The sequence below is a fragment of the Roseicyclus sp. genome, assembly GCF_018402035.1.
In the GTDB taxonomy this organism is placed as follows: Bacteria; Pseudomonadota; Alphaproteobacteria; order Rhodobacterales; family Rhodobacteraceae; genus Roseicyclus.
In genome coordinates, this window is record NZ_JAGYJN010000006.1 from 127028 (window position 1) to 140558 (window position 13531).

The 13531-nt window shown below is 61.6% G+C and carries 14 protein-coding genes and 1 pseudogene; 7 read left to right on the forward strand and 8 right to left on the reverse strand.

The genetic code is table 11. From position 1 onward, the window contains the following. Nucleotides 1-2: 2 nt before the first annotated feature. Nucleotides 3-1266: pseudogene (lysA, locus tag KG698_RS11265) on the reverse strand (diaminopimelate decarboxylase). Nucleotides 1267-1389: 123 nt separating this feature from the next. On the opposite strand from lysA, the gene KG698_RS11270 reads away from it, so the two are divergent. Then, the gene (locus KG698_RS11270) at nt 1390-2364 is read left to right on the forward strand and encodes a quinone oxidoreductase (RefSeq protein WP_213685669.1); all 975 of its coding nucleotides are present in this window, start codon (nt 1390-1392) and stop codon (nt 2362-2364) included. 41 nt (nt 2365-2405) lie between these two features. Here KG698_RS11270 and KG698_RS11275 read toward each other — a convergent pair whose 3' ends face one another. Genes KG698_RS11275 through KG698_RS11285 form a run of 3 tightly spaced genes read right to left on the reverse strand, consistent with a single transcriptional unit; the run spans nt 2406 to nt 3320 of the window. Then, nucleotides 2406-2750, reverse strand: coding sequence for a DUF2834 domain-containing protein (locus tag KG698_RS11275; RefSeq protein WP_367114085.1), 345 nt, complete (start codon nt 2748-2750; stop codon nt 2406-2408). 23 nt (nt 2751-2773) lie between these two features. After that, nucleotides 2774-3019 (reverse strand): BrnA antitoxin family protein, encoded by a 246-nt coding sequence (locus KG698_RS11280; RefSeq protein ID WP_213685670.1) that lies wholly within the window; start codon nt 3017-3019, stop codon nt 2774-2776. 10 nt (nt 3020-3029) lie between these two features. After that, nucleotides 3030-3320, reverse strand: a complete 291-nt coding sequence (locus tag KG698_RS11285) for a BrnT family toxin (protein WP_367114079.1) — start codon at nt 3318-3320, stop codon at nt 3030-3032. Between the two features lie 227 nt (nt 3321-3547). Between KG698_RS11285 and KG698_RS11290 the strand changes: the two genes are divergently transcribed. The 3 genes from KG698_RS11290 (at nt 3548) to KG698_RS11300 (ending at nt 7834) form a co-directional block, all read left to right on the forward strand. Further along, a complete protein-coding gene (locus KG698_RS11290; RefSeq protein ID WP_213685672.1) occupies nt 3548-5200 on the forward strand; it encodes an electron transfer flavoprotein-ubiquinone oxidoreductase in 1653 nt (550 codons plus the stop codon). Nucleotides 5201-5297: 97 nt separating this feature from the next. Further along, complete coding sequence (locus tag KG698_RS11295) at nt 5298-7001, forward strand: tetratricopeptide repeat protein (RefSeq protein ID WP_213685673.1); 1704 nt, start codon at nt 5298-5300, stop codon at nt 6999-7001. Further along, the gene (locus tag KG698_RS11300; RefSeq protein WP_213685750.1) at nt 6998-7834 is read left to right on the forward strand and encodes a 4-(cytidine 5'-diphospho)-2-C-methyl-D-erythritol kinase; all 837 of its coding nucleotides are present in this window, start codon (nt 6998-7000) and stop codon (nt 7832-7834) included. The genes KG698_RS11295 and KG698_RS11300 overlap by 4 nt, the downstream gene beginning before the upstream one ends. Here the strand turns inward: KG698_RS11300 and KG698_RS11305 are convergent. After that, entirely contained in the window at nt 7826-8827 is a 1002-nt protein-coding gene (locus tag KG698_RS11305; protein WP_213685674.1) for a polyprenyl synthetase family protein, read from the reverse strand. The two genes, KG698_RS11300 and KG698_RS11305, sit on opposite strands and share 9 nt — an antisense overlap. Before the next feature lie 67 nt (nt 8828-8894). On the opposite strand from KG698_RS11305, the gene KG698_RS11310 reads away from it, so the two are divergent. The 3 genes from KG698_RS11310 (at nt 8895) to KG698_RS11320 (ending at nt 10134) form a co-directional block, all read left to right on the forward strand. After that, entirely contained in the window at nt 8895-9110 is a 216-nt protein-coding gene (locus tag KG698_RS11310; RefSeq protein WP_213685675.1) for a DUF2007 domain-containing protein, read from the forward strand. Then, complete coding sequence (locus KG698_RS11315) at nt 9107-9871, forward strand: methyltransferase domain-containing protein (RefSeq protein ID WP_213685676.1); 765 nt, start codon at nt 9107-9109, stop codon at nt 9869-9871. The genes KG698_RS11310 and KG698_RS11315 overlap by 4 nt, the downstream gene beginning before the upstream one ends. Before the next feature lie 98 nt (nt 9872-9969). After that, nucleotides 9970-10134, forward strand: a complete 165-nt coding sequence (locus tag KG698_RS11320; RefSeq protein ID WP_213685677.1) for a DUF465 domain-containing protein — start codon at nt 9970-9972, stop codon at nt 10132-10134. A 319-nt stretch (nt 10135-10453) separates the two neighbouring features. Here KG698_RS11320 and phbB read toward each other — a convergent pair whose 3' ends face one another. The 3 genes from phbB to KG698_RS11335 form a co-directional block, all read right to left on the reverse strand. Continuing rightward, complete coding sequence (gene phbB / locus KG698_RS11325; RefSeq protein WP_213685678.1) at nt 10454-11176, reverse strand: acetoacetyl-CoA reductase; 723 nt, start codon at nt 11174-11176, stop codon at nt 10454-10456. A 139-nt stretch (nt 11177-11315) separates the two neighbouring features. Beyond that, on the reverse strand, nt 11316-12491 hold the full coding sequence (locus KG698_RS11330) for an acetyl-CoA C-acetyltransferase (RefSeq protein WP_213685679.1): 1176 nt from the start codon (nt 12489-12491) through the stop codon (nt 11316-11318). 131 nt (nt 12492-12622) lie between these two features. Next, entirely contained in the window at nt 12623-13462 is an 840-nt protein-coding gene (locus KG698_RS11335; RefSeq protein ID WP_213685680.1) for an EAL domain-containing protein, read from the reverse strand. Between the last annotated feature and the right edge of the window lie 69 nt (nt 13463-13531).

The window sequence follows — 13531 nt, forward strand, 5'->3', positions numbered from 1 at the left end:
GCCTATACCCACGAGGGAACTGTATCTCGGTTTATGATCTCGTCAAATGTCGGGCGCGCCCGGATGACGGCGAATTGATCGCCCTTGACCATGACTTCGGGGATGAGGGGCCGCGTATTGTACTCGCTGGCCATCACCGCGCCATAGGCACCCGCGCTACGAAAGGCGACCAAATCGCCTGCGGCGACGGGGGTCATCTGGCGCTGCTTGGCAAAGGTATCGCCGGTTTCGCAGACGGGGCCGACGACGTCGAAGGGTCGTTGATCAACGCCCGGCGCGGGTTCTGTGACCGGCACGATATCGTGCCATGCGCCATACATGGCGGGCCGCACCAGATCGTTCATCGCCGCATCAAGGATCAAGAAATCGCGCCCCTCACCCTCTTTCACATAGACGACCGAGGAGACGAGCAGCCCAGCATTGCCCGAGATCAGGCGGCCCGGTTCAATCTCGACCTCGACGCCCAGATCGCCCACGACCTCGCGGATCAGCGCGCCATATTCGGTGGGCAGCGGCGGCGCGGTGTTGGTGCGCTCATAAGGGATGCCAAGCCCGCCACCCAGATCGAGGCGGCGGATATCATGCCCCTGCGACCGCAAGAAAAGCGTCAGATCGCGCACTTTTTCATAGGCTTGGCGGAACGGCTCAAGATCGGTCAATTGGCTGCCGATATGCACATCGATGCCGATCACCTCGATCCCCGGCAGTGACGCGGCCAGTGCATAGACAGCGGGGGCCTTAGCGATGGGGATGCCGAACTTGTTCTCGGATTTGCCGGTGGCGATTTTCTCATGCGTCTTGGCATCGACGTCTGGGTTCACCCGCACGGTGATCGGCGCGCGCAGGCCAAGGCCATGGGCCACCTCGGACAGCGCGATCATCTCGGGTTCGCTTTCGACGTTGAACTGCCGGATGCCGCCGGTCAGCGCCATGTGCATTTCTTCGCGCGTCTTGCCGACACCGGAAAAGACGATCCGCTCACCCGGCACGCCCGCGGCGCGCGCGCAGGTATTCACCGCCCGAGACCACATCCATGCCCGCACCCAGACCCGCGAGATGCGCGATCACGGCTTGGTTGGAATTCGATTTCATCGCAAAGCACACAAGATGATCGAGACCTGCCAACGCCTCTTCGAACAGGCGATAGTGGCGCGTCAGCGTGGCGCAGGAATAAACATAGAAGGGCGTGCCGACCATCGCCGCGATTTGCGGGATCGAAACATCCTCGGCGTGGAGGATGCCGTTGCGGTAAAGAAAATGGTCCATTGCATATGCCCTGACAGATCGCCGTGGGGGCAGGTAGCACGGCTGCGCCCCGCATCAAAGAGGCTGGACGCCGCGGCATTCCCCGCTAGGCTTTGCCATCGGCGAAAAGGGAGGGAAACACCCATGGCAAAGACCGTGATCATCGAGGCCCCCGGTGGGCCGGAGGCCTACAAAATCGTTGACCGCCCGGTGGGCGATCCGGGTCCGGGCGAGATACGTATTCGTCACCATGCCTGCGGGCTGAATTTCATCGACGTCTATCAGCGCAGCGGCCTTTACCCGTTGTCGATGCCCCATGCGATGGGGATGGAGGGTGCCGGCGTGGTTGAGGCCGTGGGCGAGGGCGTTTCACATCTTAAGGTTGGTGATCGTGCCGCCTATGCCTCCATGCCGCCCGGTGCCTATTGCGAGGCCCGCGTGATCAAGGCCGATCAGGTCTGTCCGCTGCCCGATGGTATTTCCTTCGAGGAAGGGGCGGCCATGATGCTCAAGGGTCTGACGACCCAATACCTGTTCCGCCGGACGACACCGATTGCCAAGGGCGACACCGTGCTGTTTCACGCCGCCGCCGGTGGTGTTGGCCTCTTTGCCTGCCAATGGGCGAAAAGCGAAGGTATCCGCCTGATCGGAACGGCAGGCACGGCTGAGAAATGCCAGCTTGCGCTTGATCATGGGGCCGAGGCTTGCGTCAATTACCGCGATGGCGATTGGGTGGCCAAGGTGCGCGAATTGACCGGCGGGCGCGGTGTCGATGTGGTGATGGATGCGGTGGGCCGCGACACCTTCGAGGGATCGCTTGATTGCTTGCGGCCCTTGGGCTTCATGATTTCCTTCGGCAATGCCTCGGGGCCGGTGCCGCCCTTCGATATCGGTCTTTTGGGCAAGAAGGGTTCGCTCAAGATCACGCGGCCGACGCTGTTCACCCATATCGCTGACCACGCCACCTGCCAGCAGATGGCGCGGGAGTTGTTCGCGAAGGTGCTATCGGGTGATGTGAAAATCCGCATCGATCAGCGCTTTGCGCTTGATCAGGTGGCCGAGGCGCACCGCGCGCTCGAGGGGCGGGAAACGACCGGGCAGACGGTCATCTTGCCGTAATCAAGGGTTCTGCCACCAAGGGTGCGCCTAAAGGCGCACCTTTACCCAGCCCGCCGTGCCAATAGGAACAGGGCGAGGGGCAGGCCCGCGCTGACCCCGATGCCATAGGTCACGGGGATCACCAGAAAAAACCAGCGGTCCCCGCGCAGCCCCTCGACCACGGCCCAGATCGTCAGCGCAATCGCCGCGATGGTCAGGTCATAGACCAGCGCGCTGGTGGCATCATTGACCCACCACGCATCGATCATCGGCCCCAATGCCCAGCCATGTTCCGTGAACCACGCGTAGAAATAGCTCCACGGCAGAATCGTGCCGAGGACGACAAGGGCGAGGTAGACAAGGCGTAGGGGGTCATGACATGCTTTCCAAGATCGTTGCTTGATGATCTAGGACGCCAAGGCTGTCGCTTCTACCCCTGTTTTGCCCCGTCCTGTTTGCGCTTTGCCTCTACATAGGCGCGCAAGACTGCTTGCATGCGCGTCAGATGGCCGGGGCCCTGCGCCTTGAACCATTCCAGCACATCGGGATCAACGCGCAGAGAGACAGGCGTTTTCCGTTCGGGATAGACCGCTTCGGCGCGTTCCCAGAACGTGTCGGGCAATGCGTAATCCGGCGCGCCCGGCGCTGGTGGGCTGATCTCGCCCCGTTCCTTCATCTGGCGAATTTCAGCCAGGGAAGCGTGCTTTATATCGCCCATATGCTTTTTGGCCTCCCAGCCATGCCGAAATCAGGCGTGTGTGTTCTCCCCGTGACGTATGCACCACGACATAAGCGACCTCATCAACCAGTCCGACCGAGATGCAACGTGTTTCGCCATAGTCGTTCCTATCGTCGATCTTTGTCAGGACTGGACCTTCGAAGATCAGGGCCGCGAAGACAAAATCGACACCGTGTTTCTTCAGATTTTCGGCGCGCTTTGTCTCTGACCACTCGAATGACAATCGTTTAACTCGCACAACGGCGCTGGTTCAATACAGGCACATATCATTGTGAAGCGGCTACCCTTTTGGATGTCGGCACACGGCTAAACGTATATACGAAATGTATGCCATAATCAAGGCTCACCTGCGACACCGTGCTGCGGCGTCGTGATTGACCCGCGCGCGTCGCTCCAATACGCATTCACGAAACAATATTGCGCAAGCTGCGGCCCAAGTGGCCCTGACGGGAGCAAGGGAAAAACATGTCCGAGATGATACGCGAAAGCATGGATTATGATGTGGTCATCGTGGGTGCGGGGCCAGCGGGCCTGTCGGCGGCGATCCGGCTGAAACAGATTGATCCCGATCTTTCGGTCGTTGTGCTGGAAAAGGGCTCGGAGGTCGGCGCGCATATCTTGTCGGGGGCTGTGCTTGATCCGGTCGGTTTGAACCAATTGATCCCCGATTGGAAAAAGCGCGGCGCGCCTGTCACGGTCCCGGTCAAGAGCGACAGCTTTTACATGCTGGGCGAGGGGGGCGGCATCCGCATTCCCAACGCGGTCATGCCGGGTCTGATGAACAACCACGGCAACTACATCGTCTCGATGGGCAATGTTTGTCGCTGGATGGCCGAACAGGCCGAGGCGCTGGGCGTCGAGATTTTCCCCGGCATGTCCTGTTCCGCGTTGGTCTATGGTGAGAATGGCGAAGTGGCGGGCGTGGTCGCGGGCGAGTTTGGCAAAAACCCCGATGGCACACCGGGCGACGCCTATGAGCCGGGAATGGAGCTGCGCGGAAAATACGTCATGCTGGGCGAGGGCGTGCGCGGGTCGCTGACCAAGGAAGTGCTGGCGAAATACGATCTGCAAAAGGGGAAATGCCCGCAGAAATTCGGCCTTGGCATGAAAGAGATTTGGGAGATCGACCCCGAAAAGCACCGCGAAGGCACGGTGGTGCATACGATGGGCTGGCCATTGGGCAGCAATGCGGGCGGCGGATCGTTCATCTATCACCTTGATAACAATCAGGTCTATGTGGGCTTTGTGGTGCACCTCAACTACGAGAACCCGCATCTTTACCCTTACATGGAATTCCAGCGCTTCAAGCATCACCCGATGGTGGCCGAACTGCTCAAGGGCGGCAAACGCATCGCTTATGGCGCGCGCGCGATTTCCGAAGGCGGCTGGCAATCCATGCCCAAGGCGGTGGCACCCGGCGTGGCGATCTTGGGCTGCGGCGTGGGTCTGGTGAACGTGCCGCGCATCAAGGGCAATCATAACGCGATGCTGTCGGGCATGGCGGCGGCCGAGGCCGCGGCATCGGCGATTGCCGCGGGTCGCGCGGGCGATGAGCTGGGCGATTACGACGATTACCTGCATAAATCGGGGCCGATTGCCAAGGATCTCAAGCCCGTGCGCAATGTCAAACCGCTCTGGTCGAAATACGGGCTGATGGGGGGCTTGGCCTTTGGCGGTCTGGATATGTGGACCAACAGCCTTTTGGGCTTTTCCTTCTTCGGCACGTTGCGCCATGGCAAATCCGATGCCGCGGCCACCGGCAAGGCCGTCGATCACAAGCCTATCGATTATCCCAAGCCCGACGGTGTCTTGAGCTTTGACCGCTTGACCAATGTCAGCTTCTCGATGACGAACCACGAGGAAAGCCAGCCCGCGCATCTGACGCTCAAAGATGCAAGCGTTCCGATCAAGGTGAACCTGCCCGAATATGCCGAACCCGCGCAGCGCTATTGCCCGGCGGGGGTTTACGAGGTCGTGGGCAGCGGGGCCGAGGCGCGCTTCGTGATCAATTTCCAGAACTGCGTGCATTGCAAGACATGCGACATCAAGGATCCGTCGCAGAATATCCATTGGACGGTGCCGCAAGGTGGTGACGGGCCAAACTACCCGAACATGTGATCGGATGATGGCGATAATGATGCTTGGCGCGGTTTGGGCGCATTGCCCTTGCCCTGCGCCGGGCCTAGTCTTTGGCCCCTAACGGGGAGTTTCCTTCATGCGCCGCTCATTGCTTGCCGTCTTGCCAATGGTCATCGGTCTTGGGTTCGGTCACGCCGCTTTCGCACAAGACACAGGGCCGGGTCTTGCCGGGCCATATCTTGCGGCGCGGTCTGCCGTGCTTGAGGGCAATCACCGCATCGCGGCGGTTTATTTTGAGAATGCGCTTGCCGCCGATCCCGGCAATCCGGTGCTGATCGGCAACGCGATCTTTGCCAATGCCGCCTTGGGCCAATGGATGCGCGCCGAGACCATCGCCGAAATGTTGCCGTCCACGGGCGACGGCGGGCAGGAATTGGTCAATCTTGTCAGAATGGTGCGTGGCATGGCCACGGGCGATCTGGTCGGCGTGCGGGCCGCGATCCAGGCGGGCCAGGGTGCAGGGCCACTGATCGATGATCTGGCCATGGGCTGGATTTACTTGGGCGAAGGCGACATGCGCCGCGCCGCCGAAGCCTTTGTGGCCCTCGCCGCTGATGAAAGCTTGGCCGATATTGCCTATACGCATCTGGCCTATGCGCTTGCGGCTGTGGGTGATTTCGAAGGGGCCGATGCAATCTTGTCGGGCGAGGCCTATGGCCCGCTTGCCGCAAGCACACGCGCGATCCGCGCACGCGCCGAGGTTTTGGTGCAACTCGACCGGCCTGAGGACGCGCTGGAACTGTTGGATTTCTACACCAATGTGGTGCCTGATCCGGCCATGCTGGCCTTGCGTGCGAGGATCGCGCAAGGCGATACGCCGACAGGCTACAGCTTTATCACGACCGCCCAGCAAGGCGTGGCCGAGGTGTTTTATAGCATCGCACGCGCTTTGGGTGGCGAAAGCGGGTCGGGCACGCTGCCCCTGCTTTATGCCCGCGCGGCGCATGGGATCGATCCTGCGCATTCCGAGGCGCTGATCTTGGCCGGGGAATTGCTGCGCGATGAAGGGCAATACAGCCTTGCCGCTGATACCTATGTCGAGGTGGGTGCGGACGACCCGCATTTCGTCGATGCCCAGCTTGGCCGCGCCGATGCCTATTTCGAGGATGGCCGCGAAGAAGAGGCGGTGGCCGTGTTGCGCGATTTGGCCACCCGGCACCCCGGCCTTGCCACTGTGCAGGCAGCCTTGGGCGATGCGCTACGCCGCACGGATCGCTGTGCCGAGGCGGTGGTGGCCTATACCGCCGCACTCAACCTCGTGGATCGCACACAAACGCGCTATTGGTTCCTCTATTATACGCGCGGCATCTGTCACGAGGTGTTGGATGATTTCGTGGGCTCTGAGGCTGATTTTCGTCAAGCCCTTGTCCTGAACCCCGAGCAGCCGCAGGTTTTGAATAACCTCGGCTATTCGCTGGTCGAACAGCGCCGCAATCTGGACGAGGCTTTGGGCATGATCGAGCGCGCGGTCGCGGCAAGGCCGGATTCGGGTTATATCGTCGATAGTCTTGGTTGGGTGCTCTATCGTCTGGGTCGTTTTGATGAGGCGGTCGCGCCGATGGAACGCGCGGTGGCACTTTTGCCGACCGATCCGATCATCAACGACCATCTGGGCGATGTCTATTGGATGGTCGACCGCAAGCGCGAGGCCCAGTTTCAATGGCAGCGCGCACTCAGCTTCGACCCCGAGGAGGCCGACGCGATCCGTATCCGCCGCAAGCTGGAGATCGGGCTTTATCGTGTGCTGGAAGAAGAGGGCGGGGTGGGCGAGACGCAGTGAAGCAATTCGCCCCCGCCAAGGTCAATCTTGCGCTGCATGTCACGGGGCGGCGGGCAGATGGGTATCATCTGCTCGACTCACTCGTGGTTTTTGCCGGTGCGGGTGACTGGGTTACGATTGCGCCTGCTGAGCGCTTGTCGCTGTGTGTCAGCGGCCCACGCGCCGCGGGTGTGCCTGATGATGGGCGTAACCTGATCTGGCGGGCGGCGGAATTGCTGGGGCCGGGGTTGGGGGCGGCGATCACACTCGATAAGCATCTACCCGCTGCCGGGGGGATTGGCGGTGGTTCGGCCGATGCGGCGGCCGCCTTGCGCGGTTTGGCCGCGCTTTGGGGCCGACCCTTGCCCGATGCTGGGGCTGTGTTGTCCTTGGGGGCGGATGTGCCTGTGTGCCTTTTCGGGCGTCCTGCGCGGATGGCGGGCATCGGCGAAGACATCACGCCCCTGCCACCCTTGCCGCCGCTGTGGCTGGTCTTGGTCAATGCAGGCGTCGCCGTGCCAACGGGGCCGGTTTTCAAGGCGCTGGCACGCGCCGATAACCCGCCCCTGCCCATGATCCCGCCGCAGGGCTGGCCCAGTGCTGAAGCGCTGGCCGAATGGTTGGCGCAAACCCGCAATGACCTCGAGGGGCCGGCCCGCATGCTTGTGCCGCAGATCGGGGATGTGATTGCGGCGATCGCGGCGCAAAAGGGCTGTCTTTTGGCGCGCATGTCGGGGTCGGGCGGCACCTGTTTTGGGCTTTTCGCCACGGCGCAATCAGCCCGCGAGGCGGCGGCAGCGCTCAGCGCGCAAGACCCCGCATGGTGGGTGCAGGACGCAGCCGTTCTAGGCTAGGCGCGCCACGACGTAATCGGCCAGATCATGCATCATGTCGCGCAGCGGGTGATCGGGCAAAACCGTGAGCGCCTCTTGCGCGCGGGCGGACCAGCCGAAAGCCTCGGTCCGGGTTTCATCCAATGTGCCATGGCGGCGCAATAGCGCCAGCGCGTGATCCAGATCGCCCTCTTGCTGGTCGCCCTTTTCGATGGTGCGCTGCCAAAAGGCGCGCTCTGTGTCATCGGCGCGCGCGATGGCGCGGATCACGGGCAGGGTCAGCTTGCGCTCGCGGAAATCATCGCCAGTATTCTTGCCGATGACCCCGTCGCTGCCGCCCCAATCGAGCAGGTCATCAGCCATCTGAAAGGCGATGCCTAGCCCGTCACCATAGGTGGCCAGCGCGCGCACCTCGGCCTCGGGGCGGTTGGCGATGACGCCGCCAACCTCGCAAGCCGCTTCGAACAATGCAGCGGTCTTGCCACGGATGACCTGAAGATAAGTGTCCTCAGTGGTGGCGATATTCATCGCGGCACTCAGTTGCAGCACCTCGCCCTCGGCGATCACGGCGGCGGCGTTGGACAAGATCGATAGCACCCGCAGATTGCCGGGCTCCACCATCAATTGAAAGGCGCGGGCAAAGAGGTAATCGCCAACCAGAACCGATGACTTGTTGTCCCAAAGCAGGTTGGCGGTGGGCCGCCCGCGTCGCTTTTGGCTTTCATCTACGACATCGTCATGCAGCAGCGTGGCGGTGTGGATGAACTCGACCGTTGCCGCGAGCTTGTGATGGGCATCGCCCTCGTAGCCGCATAGCTTTGCTGCGGCCAAGGTCAGCATGGGGCGCACGCGCTTGCCGCCCGCTTCGACCAGATGAGCGGTCACCTCGGGGATGCGGGGCGCGTGTTTGGAGGCCATCCGCGCGCGGATCAGCGCATCAACCGCAACCAGATCGGGACCAAGTGCCGCCTGCATGCGTTCATGCGGCTTGCTGGCTGCATTATCGAGGCTCATGCGCCGATCCTTCCCAAAGTCCTGTCCCCGTCTCGACAAGTGCCGCGGGCCTGCCTACATCCGTCATATGCTGGAAATCATGCGCAGCACCGACCCGACCGAGATTGCCTTTGCCTCGGCGCTATTGTCCGGCGAGGATATAGAGGTCTTCGTGCTGGACGTCCATATGAGCGTACTCGAAGGGTCGATCGGCATTTTGCCACGGCGCATGCTGGTGCGGCGCGCGGATGCGGAGCGTGCAAGGATCGTGCTGCGCGACAACAAGCTTCCGGTGAGCGAATGACGCTGGATACGACAACACGCGATGCCTTCTTGGGGGGGCGTGTGGTTTTGCGCCAACCCCGCGACGGTTATCGCGCGGCGACCGATCCGGTATTTCTGGCCGCCGCCTGCCCGGCCAAGGCTGGTGAGCATGTGCTTGAACTTGGCTGTGGTGTGGGTGCTGCGGCGCTTTGTCTGGCCGCGCGGGTGGCGGGGGTGCAGATCATCGGTATCGAGCGCCAGCCGGATTATGCGGCACTTGCCCGTGAAAACGCCGCTGTCGTCGGCGCCAATTTGCAGATCGTGCAGGCCGATCTGACCGCTTTGCCCGCTGATCTGCGGCAGATGCAGTTCGATCAAGTGATCGCCAACCCGCCCTACTTTGGTGCAGGCGAAGGATCGCGCGCCAAGGATGCCGGGCGCGAGGCCGCCAATCGCGAAGACACGCCGCTGGCCGATTGGATCGCGGTCGCACGCGCGCGGCTCAGGCCCGGCGGCTGGCTGACGCTGATCCATCTGGCCGAGCGTTTGCCTGATTGCTTGGCCGCGCTTGCCACGGGCTTTGGCGCGGTCACGGTCTTGCCTTTGCAGCCGCGTGCCGGGCGGGCGGCGTCACGGGTGGTGATCCGCGCACGCCGGGCGGCGCGCACGCCATTCACCCTGCTTGCGCCGCTTCTTATACATGAAGGTGCCGAGCACGGTGCAGATGCCCCCGACTTTACAGCACAAGCCCAAGCGGTGCTGCGCCAAGGTGCGGCGCTGCGCTTTCCGGGCGATGATTGATAAAGAGCAATGCATTTTTCCGCACGGTTTTGCGTGACACGACTCAGGTTCCGTGATGGGATTGTCATGTGACTGTCATCAAAGAGGAGAAATTGCCCATGTCGCTTGGCTCTCATCTGCAGGAACTCAAGAAAAAGCACGCCAATCTCGCCCAACAGGTCGAGCAGGCACAGCGCAGCCCGGGGATCGATGATCTGAAGGTGCGCGAGTTGAAGAAAGAAAAGCTGCGCCTGAAGGAAGAGATTTCGCGTCTGGCCAACTAAACGCGATCTTTTGCATAAGCCTTGCATTTGGCGAAGGGCGGCTTTGCCCTTTTCGCGGCTACTCAGGTCATGAAGTCTGACCTATCTCGGGCGTAAGGGAAGAACACATCCCACCGAGAGGATCAGATCGATGGATAGCTTTGCACTGACACATGAGATGCGCCTGAAAATCGCGGCGGCGCGGGTTGAATGCGCCCAGTATTTCTGGGGCCAGCTCTTGAGCTTGTTCGCCCGCCGCGCCTGAAACGCGCGCGAGGGTGCCAATGAAAAGGCCGGGGTTATGCCCCGGCCTTTTGTATTTCTACACGCTTGACCAAAGTCAGACGAAGAATTGCGCCCCATTGGCCGAGATGGTCGCGCCATTGATGAAGCCTGCATCTTCTGCCGCAAGGAAGGTCACGCAGCGCGCAATTTCCGCAGGTTCGCCCAAACGGCCCGCCGGGATGCCCGCGATGATCTTGTCGCGCACCGACTCGTCAATCGCCATCACCATTTCGGTGGCGATATAGCCGGGGCAGATTGCATTGGCGGTGATGCCGAACTTCGCACCCTCTTGCGCCAGCGATTTCACGATGCCCAGATCGCCTGCCTTGGTCGCGGCATAGTTGACTTGCCCTGCCTGACCTTTCTGGCCGTTGATCGACGAGATCACGATCACGCGCCCAAATTTGCGGTCGCGCATGCCCGACCAGACGGGATGCACGGTGTTGAACACGCCGGTCAGGTTGGTGTCGATCACTTCTTTCCACTGCGCGGGGGTCATGCGGTGGAACATCGCATCGCGCGTGATGCCCGCATTGGCGACGACCGTGTCGATGGGGCCAAGATCGGCCTCGACCTGCGCGATACCCGCCTTGGAGGCGTCGTAATCGGCGACATCCCATTTGTAGGTCTTGATGCCCGTCGCTTCGGTAAAGGCCGCGGCTTTTTCATCATTGCCGGCATAGGTGGCGGCGACCGCATATCCTTGGGCTTGCAGGGCTTTGGAAATGGCCTCACCGATGCCGCGGCTGCCGCCGGTGACGAGTGCTACTCTTGCCATGGGTCTCCTCCAGTTTGGCGTCAATCTTGGTAACGGTGTTACGATTATATCGATCTGCACGCAACAATATTACGCAAGAAAATCCGACCAATATGGAAATGAAAAGGGCGCCCGCAGGCGCCCCAATCTCTCCTTGGTCTCAGGGGCGCTCAATGCACATGGCGACACCCATGCCGCCGCCGATGCACAGCGTGGCAAGGCCGCGCTTGGCGCCACGGCGCTGCATCTCGAACAAAAGCGTGTTGAGAACGCGCGCGCCCGATGCACCGATAGGGTGGCCGATGGCGATTGCGCCGCCATTGACGTTCACGATGGCCGGATCCCAGCCCATATCCTTGTTCACGGCACAAGCCTGCGCAGCGAAAGCTTCGTTGGCTTCGACCAGATCGAGGTCATCGACCGTCCAGCCCGCTTTTGCCAGCGCCTTGCGGCTGGCATAGATCGGCCCCACGCCCATGATCGTCGGGTCAAGCCCGGCGGTGGCGTAAGAGGCGATGCGCGCCAAGGGCTCAATCCCACGGCGCTCGGCCTCATCAGCCGACATCAGCAGCGTCGCGGCCGCGCCATCATTCAGCCCCGAGGCATTGCCCGCCGTGACCGAGCCGTCCTTGGTGAAGGCGGGGCGCAGCTTGCCCATGGCATCGACCGTGGCACCGTGGCGGATATATTCATCGGCATCGACCACGATATCGCCCTTGCGGGTTGAAATCGTGAAGGGCGTGATCTCATCGGCGAACTTGCCCGCCTTTTGCGCGGCTTCGGCCTTGTTTTGGCTGGCGACTGCGAATTCATCCTGCATGTCACGGCTGATCTGCCATTGCTGGGCGACATTCTCGGCGGTTTGGCCCATGTGGTAGCCGTTGAAGGCATCCCACAGACCGTCGCGGATCATGGTGTCGATATAGGACATATCGCCCATTTTCTGGCCTTGGCGCAGCATGGCGGCATGGGGCGACATCGACATGTTCTCTTGACCACCGGCGACCACAATCGCGGCATCGCCCAGCATGATGTGCTGCGCACCGAGTGCTACCGCGCGCAGGCCCGAGCCACAGACCTGATTGATGCTCCACGCGGCGGCTTCTTTGGGCAGGCCCGCATTGATATGCGCCTGACGCGCTGGGTTCTGGCCCTGCGCGGCGGTCAGCACTTGGCCAAGGATGGTTTCGCTCACATCCGCCTTGTCGATACCCGCGCGGGCGACGACCGCCTCGATCACGGCGCGCCCAAGATCATGGGCGGGTGTATTGGCGAAAGACCCTAGAAAGCTACCGACCGCAGTGCGCGCGGCAGAGGCGATGACGACATTGGTCATGAAAATCCCTTTCGTGAACGACACGCACCCCAACACGGGGGGCAGCGCATGGATTCGCTGTGTCAGGGAAAATTTAGCCGCGCAAGCCCTCGGATTTCAACAGACAGGGTGTCTCAGCCGATAGGGGGGTATTATTTGTCCGTCCCGCGACCCTTGGCCTTGGATGGATCTTTCCACGGTGGGGTGATGCTGGGTGCGGCGAAGTAATAGCCTTGCAGGCAATCCACGCCCGCGCTGACCAGCCAAGCCGCCTCCTGTTCGGTTTCGACGGCTTCGGCGACGACGATCATATCGAAATGCCGCCCAAGCGAGATCAGCGCCGCGCAGAGCACTTGGTTATCGGGGTCGGAGTCAACATTGCGGGAAAACTGGCCATCGATCTTGATGATATCAAAGCAAAACCGCCGCAGGTGGCGAAACGCGGTCTGGCCTGCGCCGAAATCATCCAAGGCAAAGCTAATCCCCTTATCTTGCAGGGTTTCCATAAAGGCTTGCACGATCTCGGGCATTTGCATGGCCGAGGTTTCAGTAATCTCGAGGATCAGCCGATGCACGATATCGGGTTGCAGGCGGATGGCGCGTTGTAGCGCGCGCATCCAGCCGGGATAACCGATGGAGCGGGCCGACATATTGATCGAAAGGCGAAGCGCCGGGTTGGCGCGCAACGCCGAGAGACCCAGCCGGAGGGCGGCGCAATCGATCAGGCGGCCAAGATCTTGCTCTTCGACGACGGTGATGAAATCGCGCGCCGGGATCACGCGCCCGGTTTCATCAAGCAGGCGGATCAACCCCTCGTAAAAGGCGACACCGCGCCCATCGGCGCGGATGACCGGCTGATAGGCCAAAAGCGCATCGCCGCGTTCAAGGGCATGGCGCACCATTTCCAACGTGCCGCGATCACGCTGGCTGATCGCGGCGTCAAGGGGGTTGCCCAAGCCCGGTTCGACCGGTTTCGTGCGGAAATGACCCATCACATCCTCATCCGAAGCAATTCGCTTGCTGTCATGCAGCCTGCGCACTTAAGGAATGGTGAAACCTTG

Bases quoted from the DNA above. Each gene is read 5' to 3' on its own strand.
- KG698_RS11270 (WP_213685669.1), top strand. From the start codon at position 1,390: ATGGCAAAGACCGTGATCATCGAGGCCCCCGGTGGGCCGGAGGCCTAC.
- KG698_RS11280 (WP_213685670.1), bottom strand. From the start codon at position 3,019: ATGAAGGAACGGGGCGAGATCAGCCCACCAGCGCCGGGCGCGCCGGAT.
- KG698_RS11290 (WP_213685672.1), top strand. From the start codon at position 3,548: ATGTCCGAGATGATACGCGAAAGCATGGATTATGATGTGGTCATCGTG.
- KG698_RS11295 (WP_213685673.1), top strand. From the start codon at position 5,298: ATGCGCCGCTCATTGCTTGCCGTCTTGCCAATGGTCATCGGTCTTGGG.
- KG698_RS11305 (WP_213685674.1), bottom strand. From the start codon at position 8,827: ATGAGCCTCGATAATGCAGCCAGCAAGCCGCATGAACGCATGCAGGCG.
- KG698_RS11310 (WP_213685675.1), top strand. From the start codon at position 8,895: ATGCTGGAAATCATGCGCAGCACCGACCCGACCGAGATTGCCTTTGCC.
- KG698_RS11315 (WP_213685676.1), top strand. From the start codon at position 9,107: ATGACGCTGGATACGACAACACGCGATGCCTTCTTGGGGGGGCGTGTG.
- KG698_RS11320 (WP_213685677.1), top strand. From the start codon at position 9,970: ATGTCGCTTGGCTCTCATCTGCAGGAACTCAAGAAAAAGCACGCCAAT.
- phbB (WP_213685678.1), bottom strand. From the start codon at position 11,176: ATGGCAAGAGTAGCACTCGTCACCGGCGGCAGCCGCGGCATCGGTGAG.
- KG698_RS11330 (WP_213685679.1), bottom strand. From the start codon at position 12,491: ATGACCAATGTCGTCATCGCCTCTGCCGCGCGCACTGCGGTCGGTAGC.
- KG698_RS11335 (WP_213685680.1), bottom strand. From the start codon at position 13,462: ATGGGTCATTTCCGCACGAAACCGGTCGAACCGGGCTTGGGCAACCCC.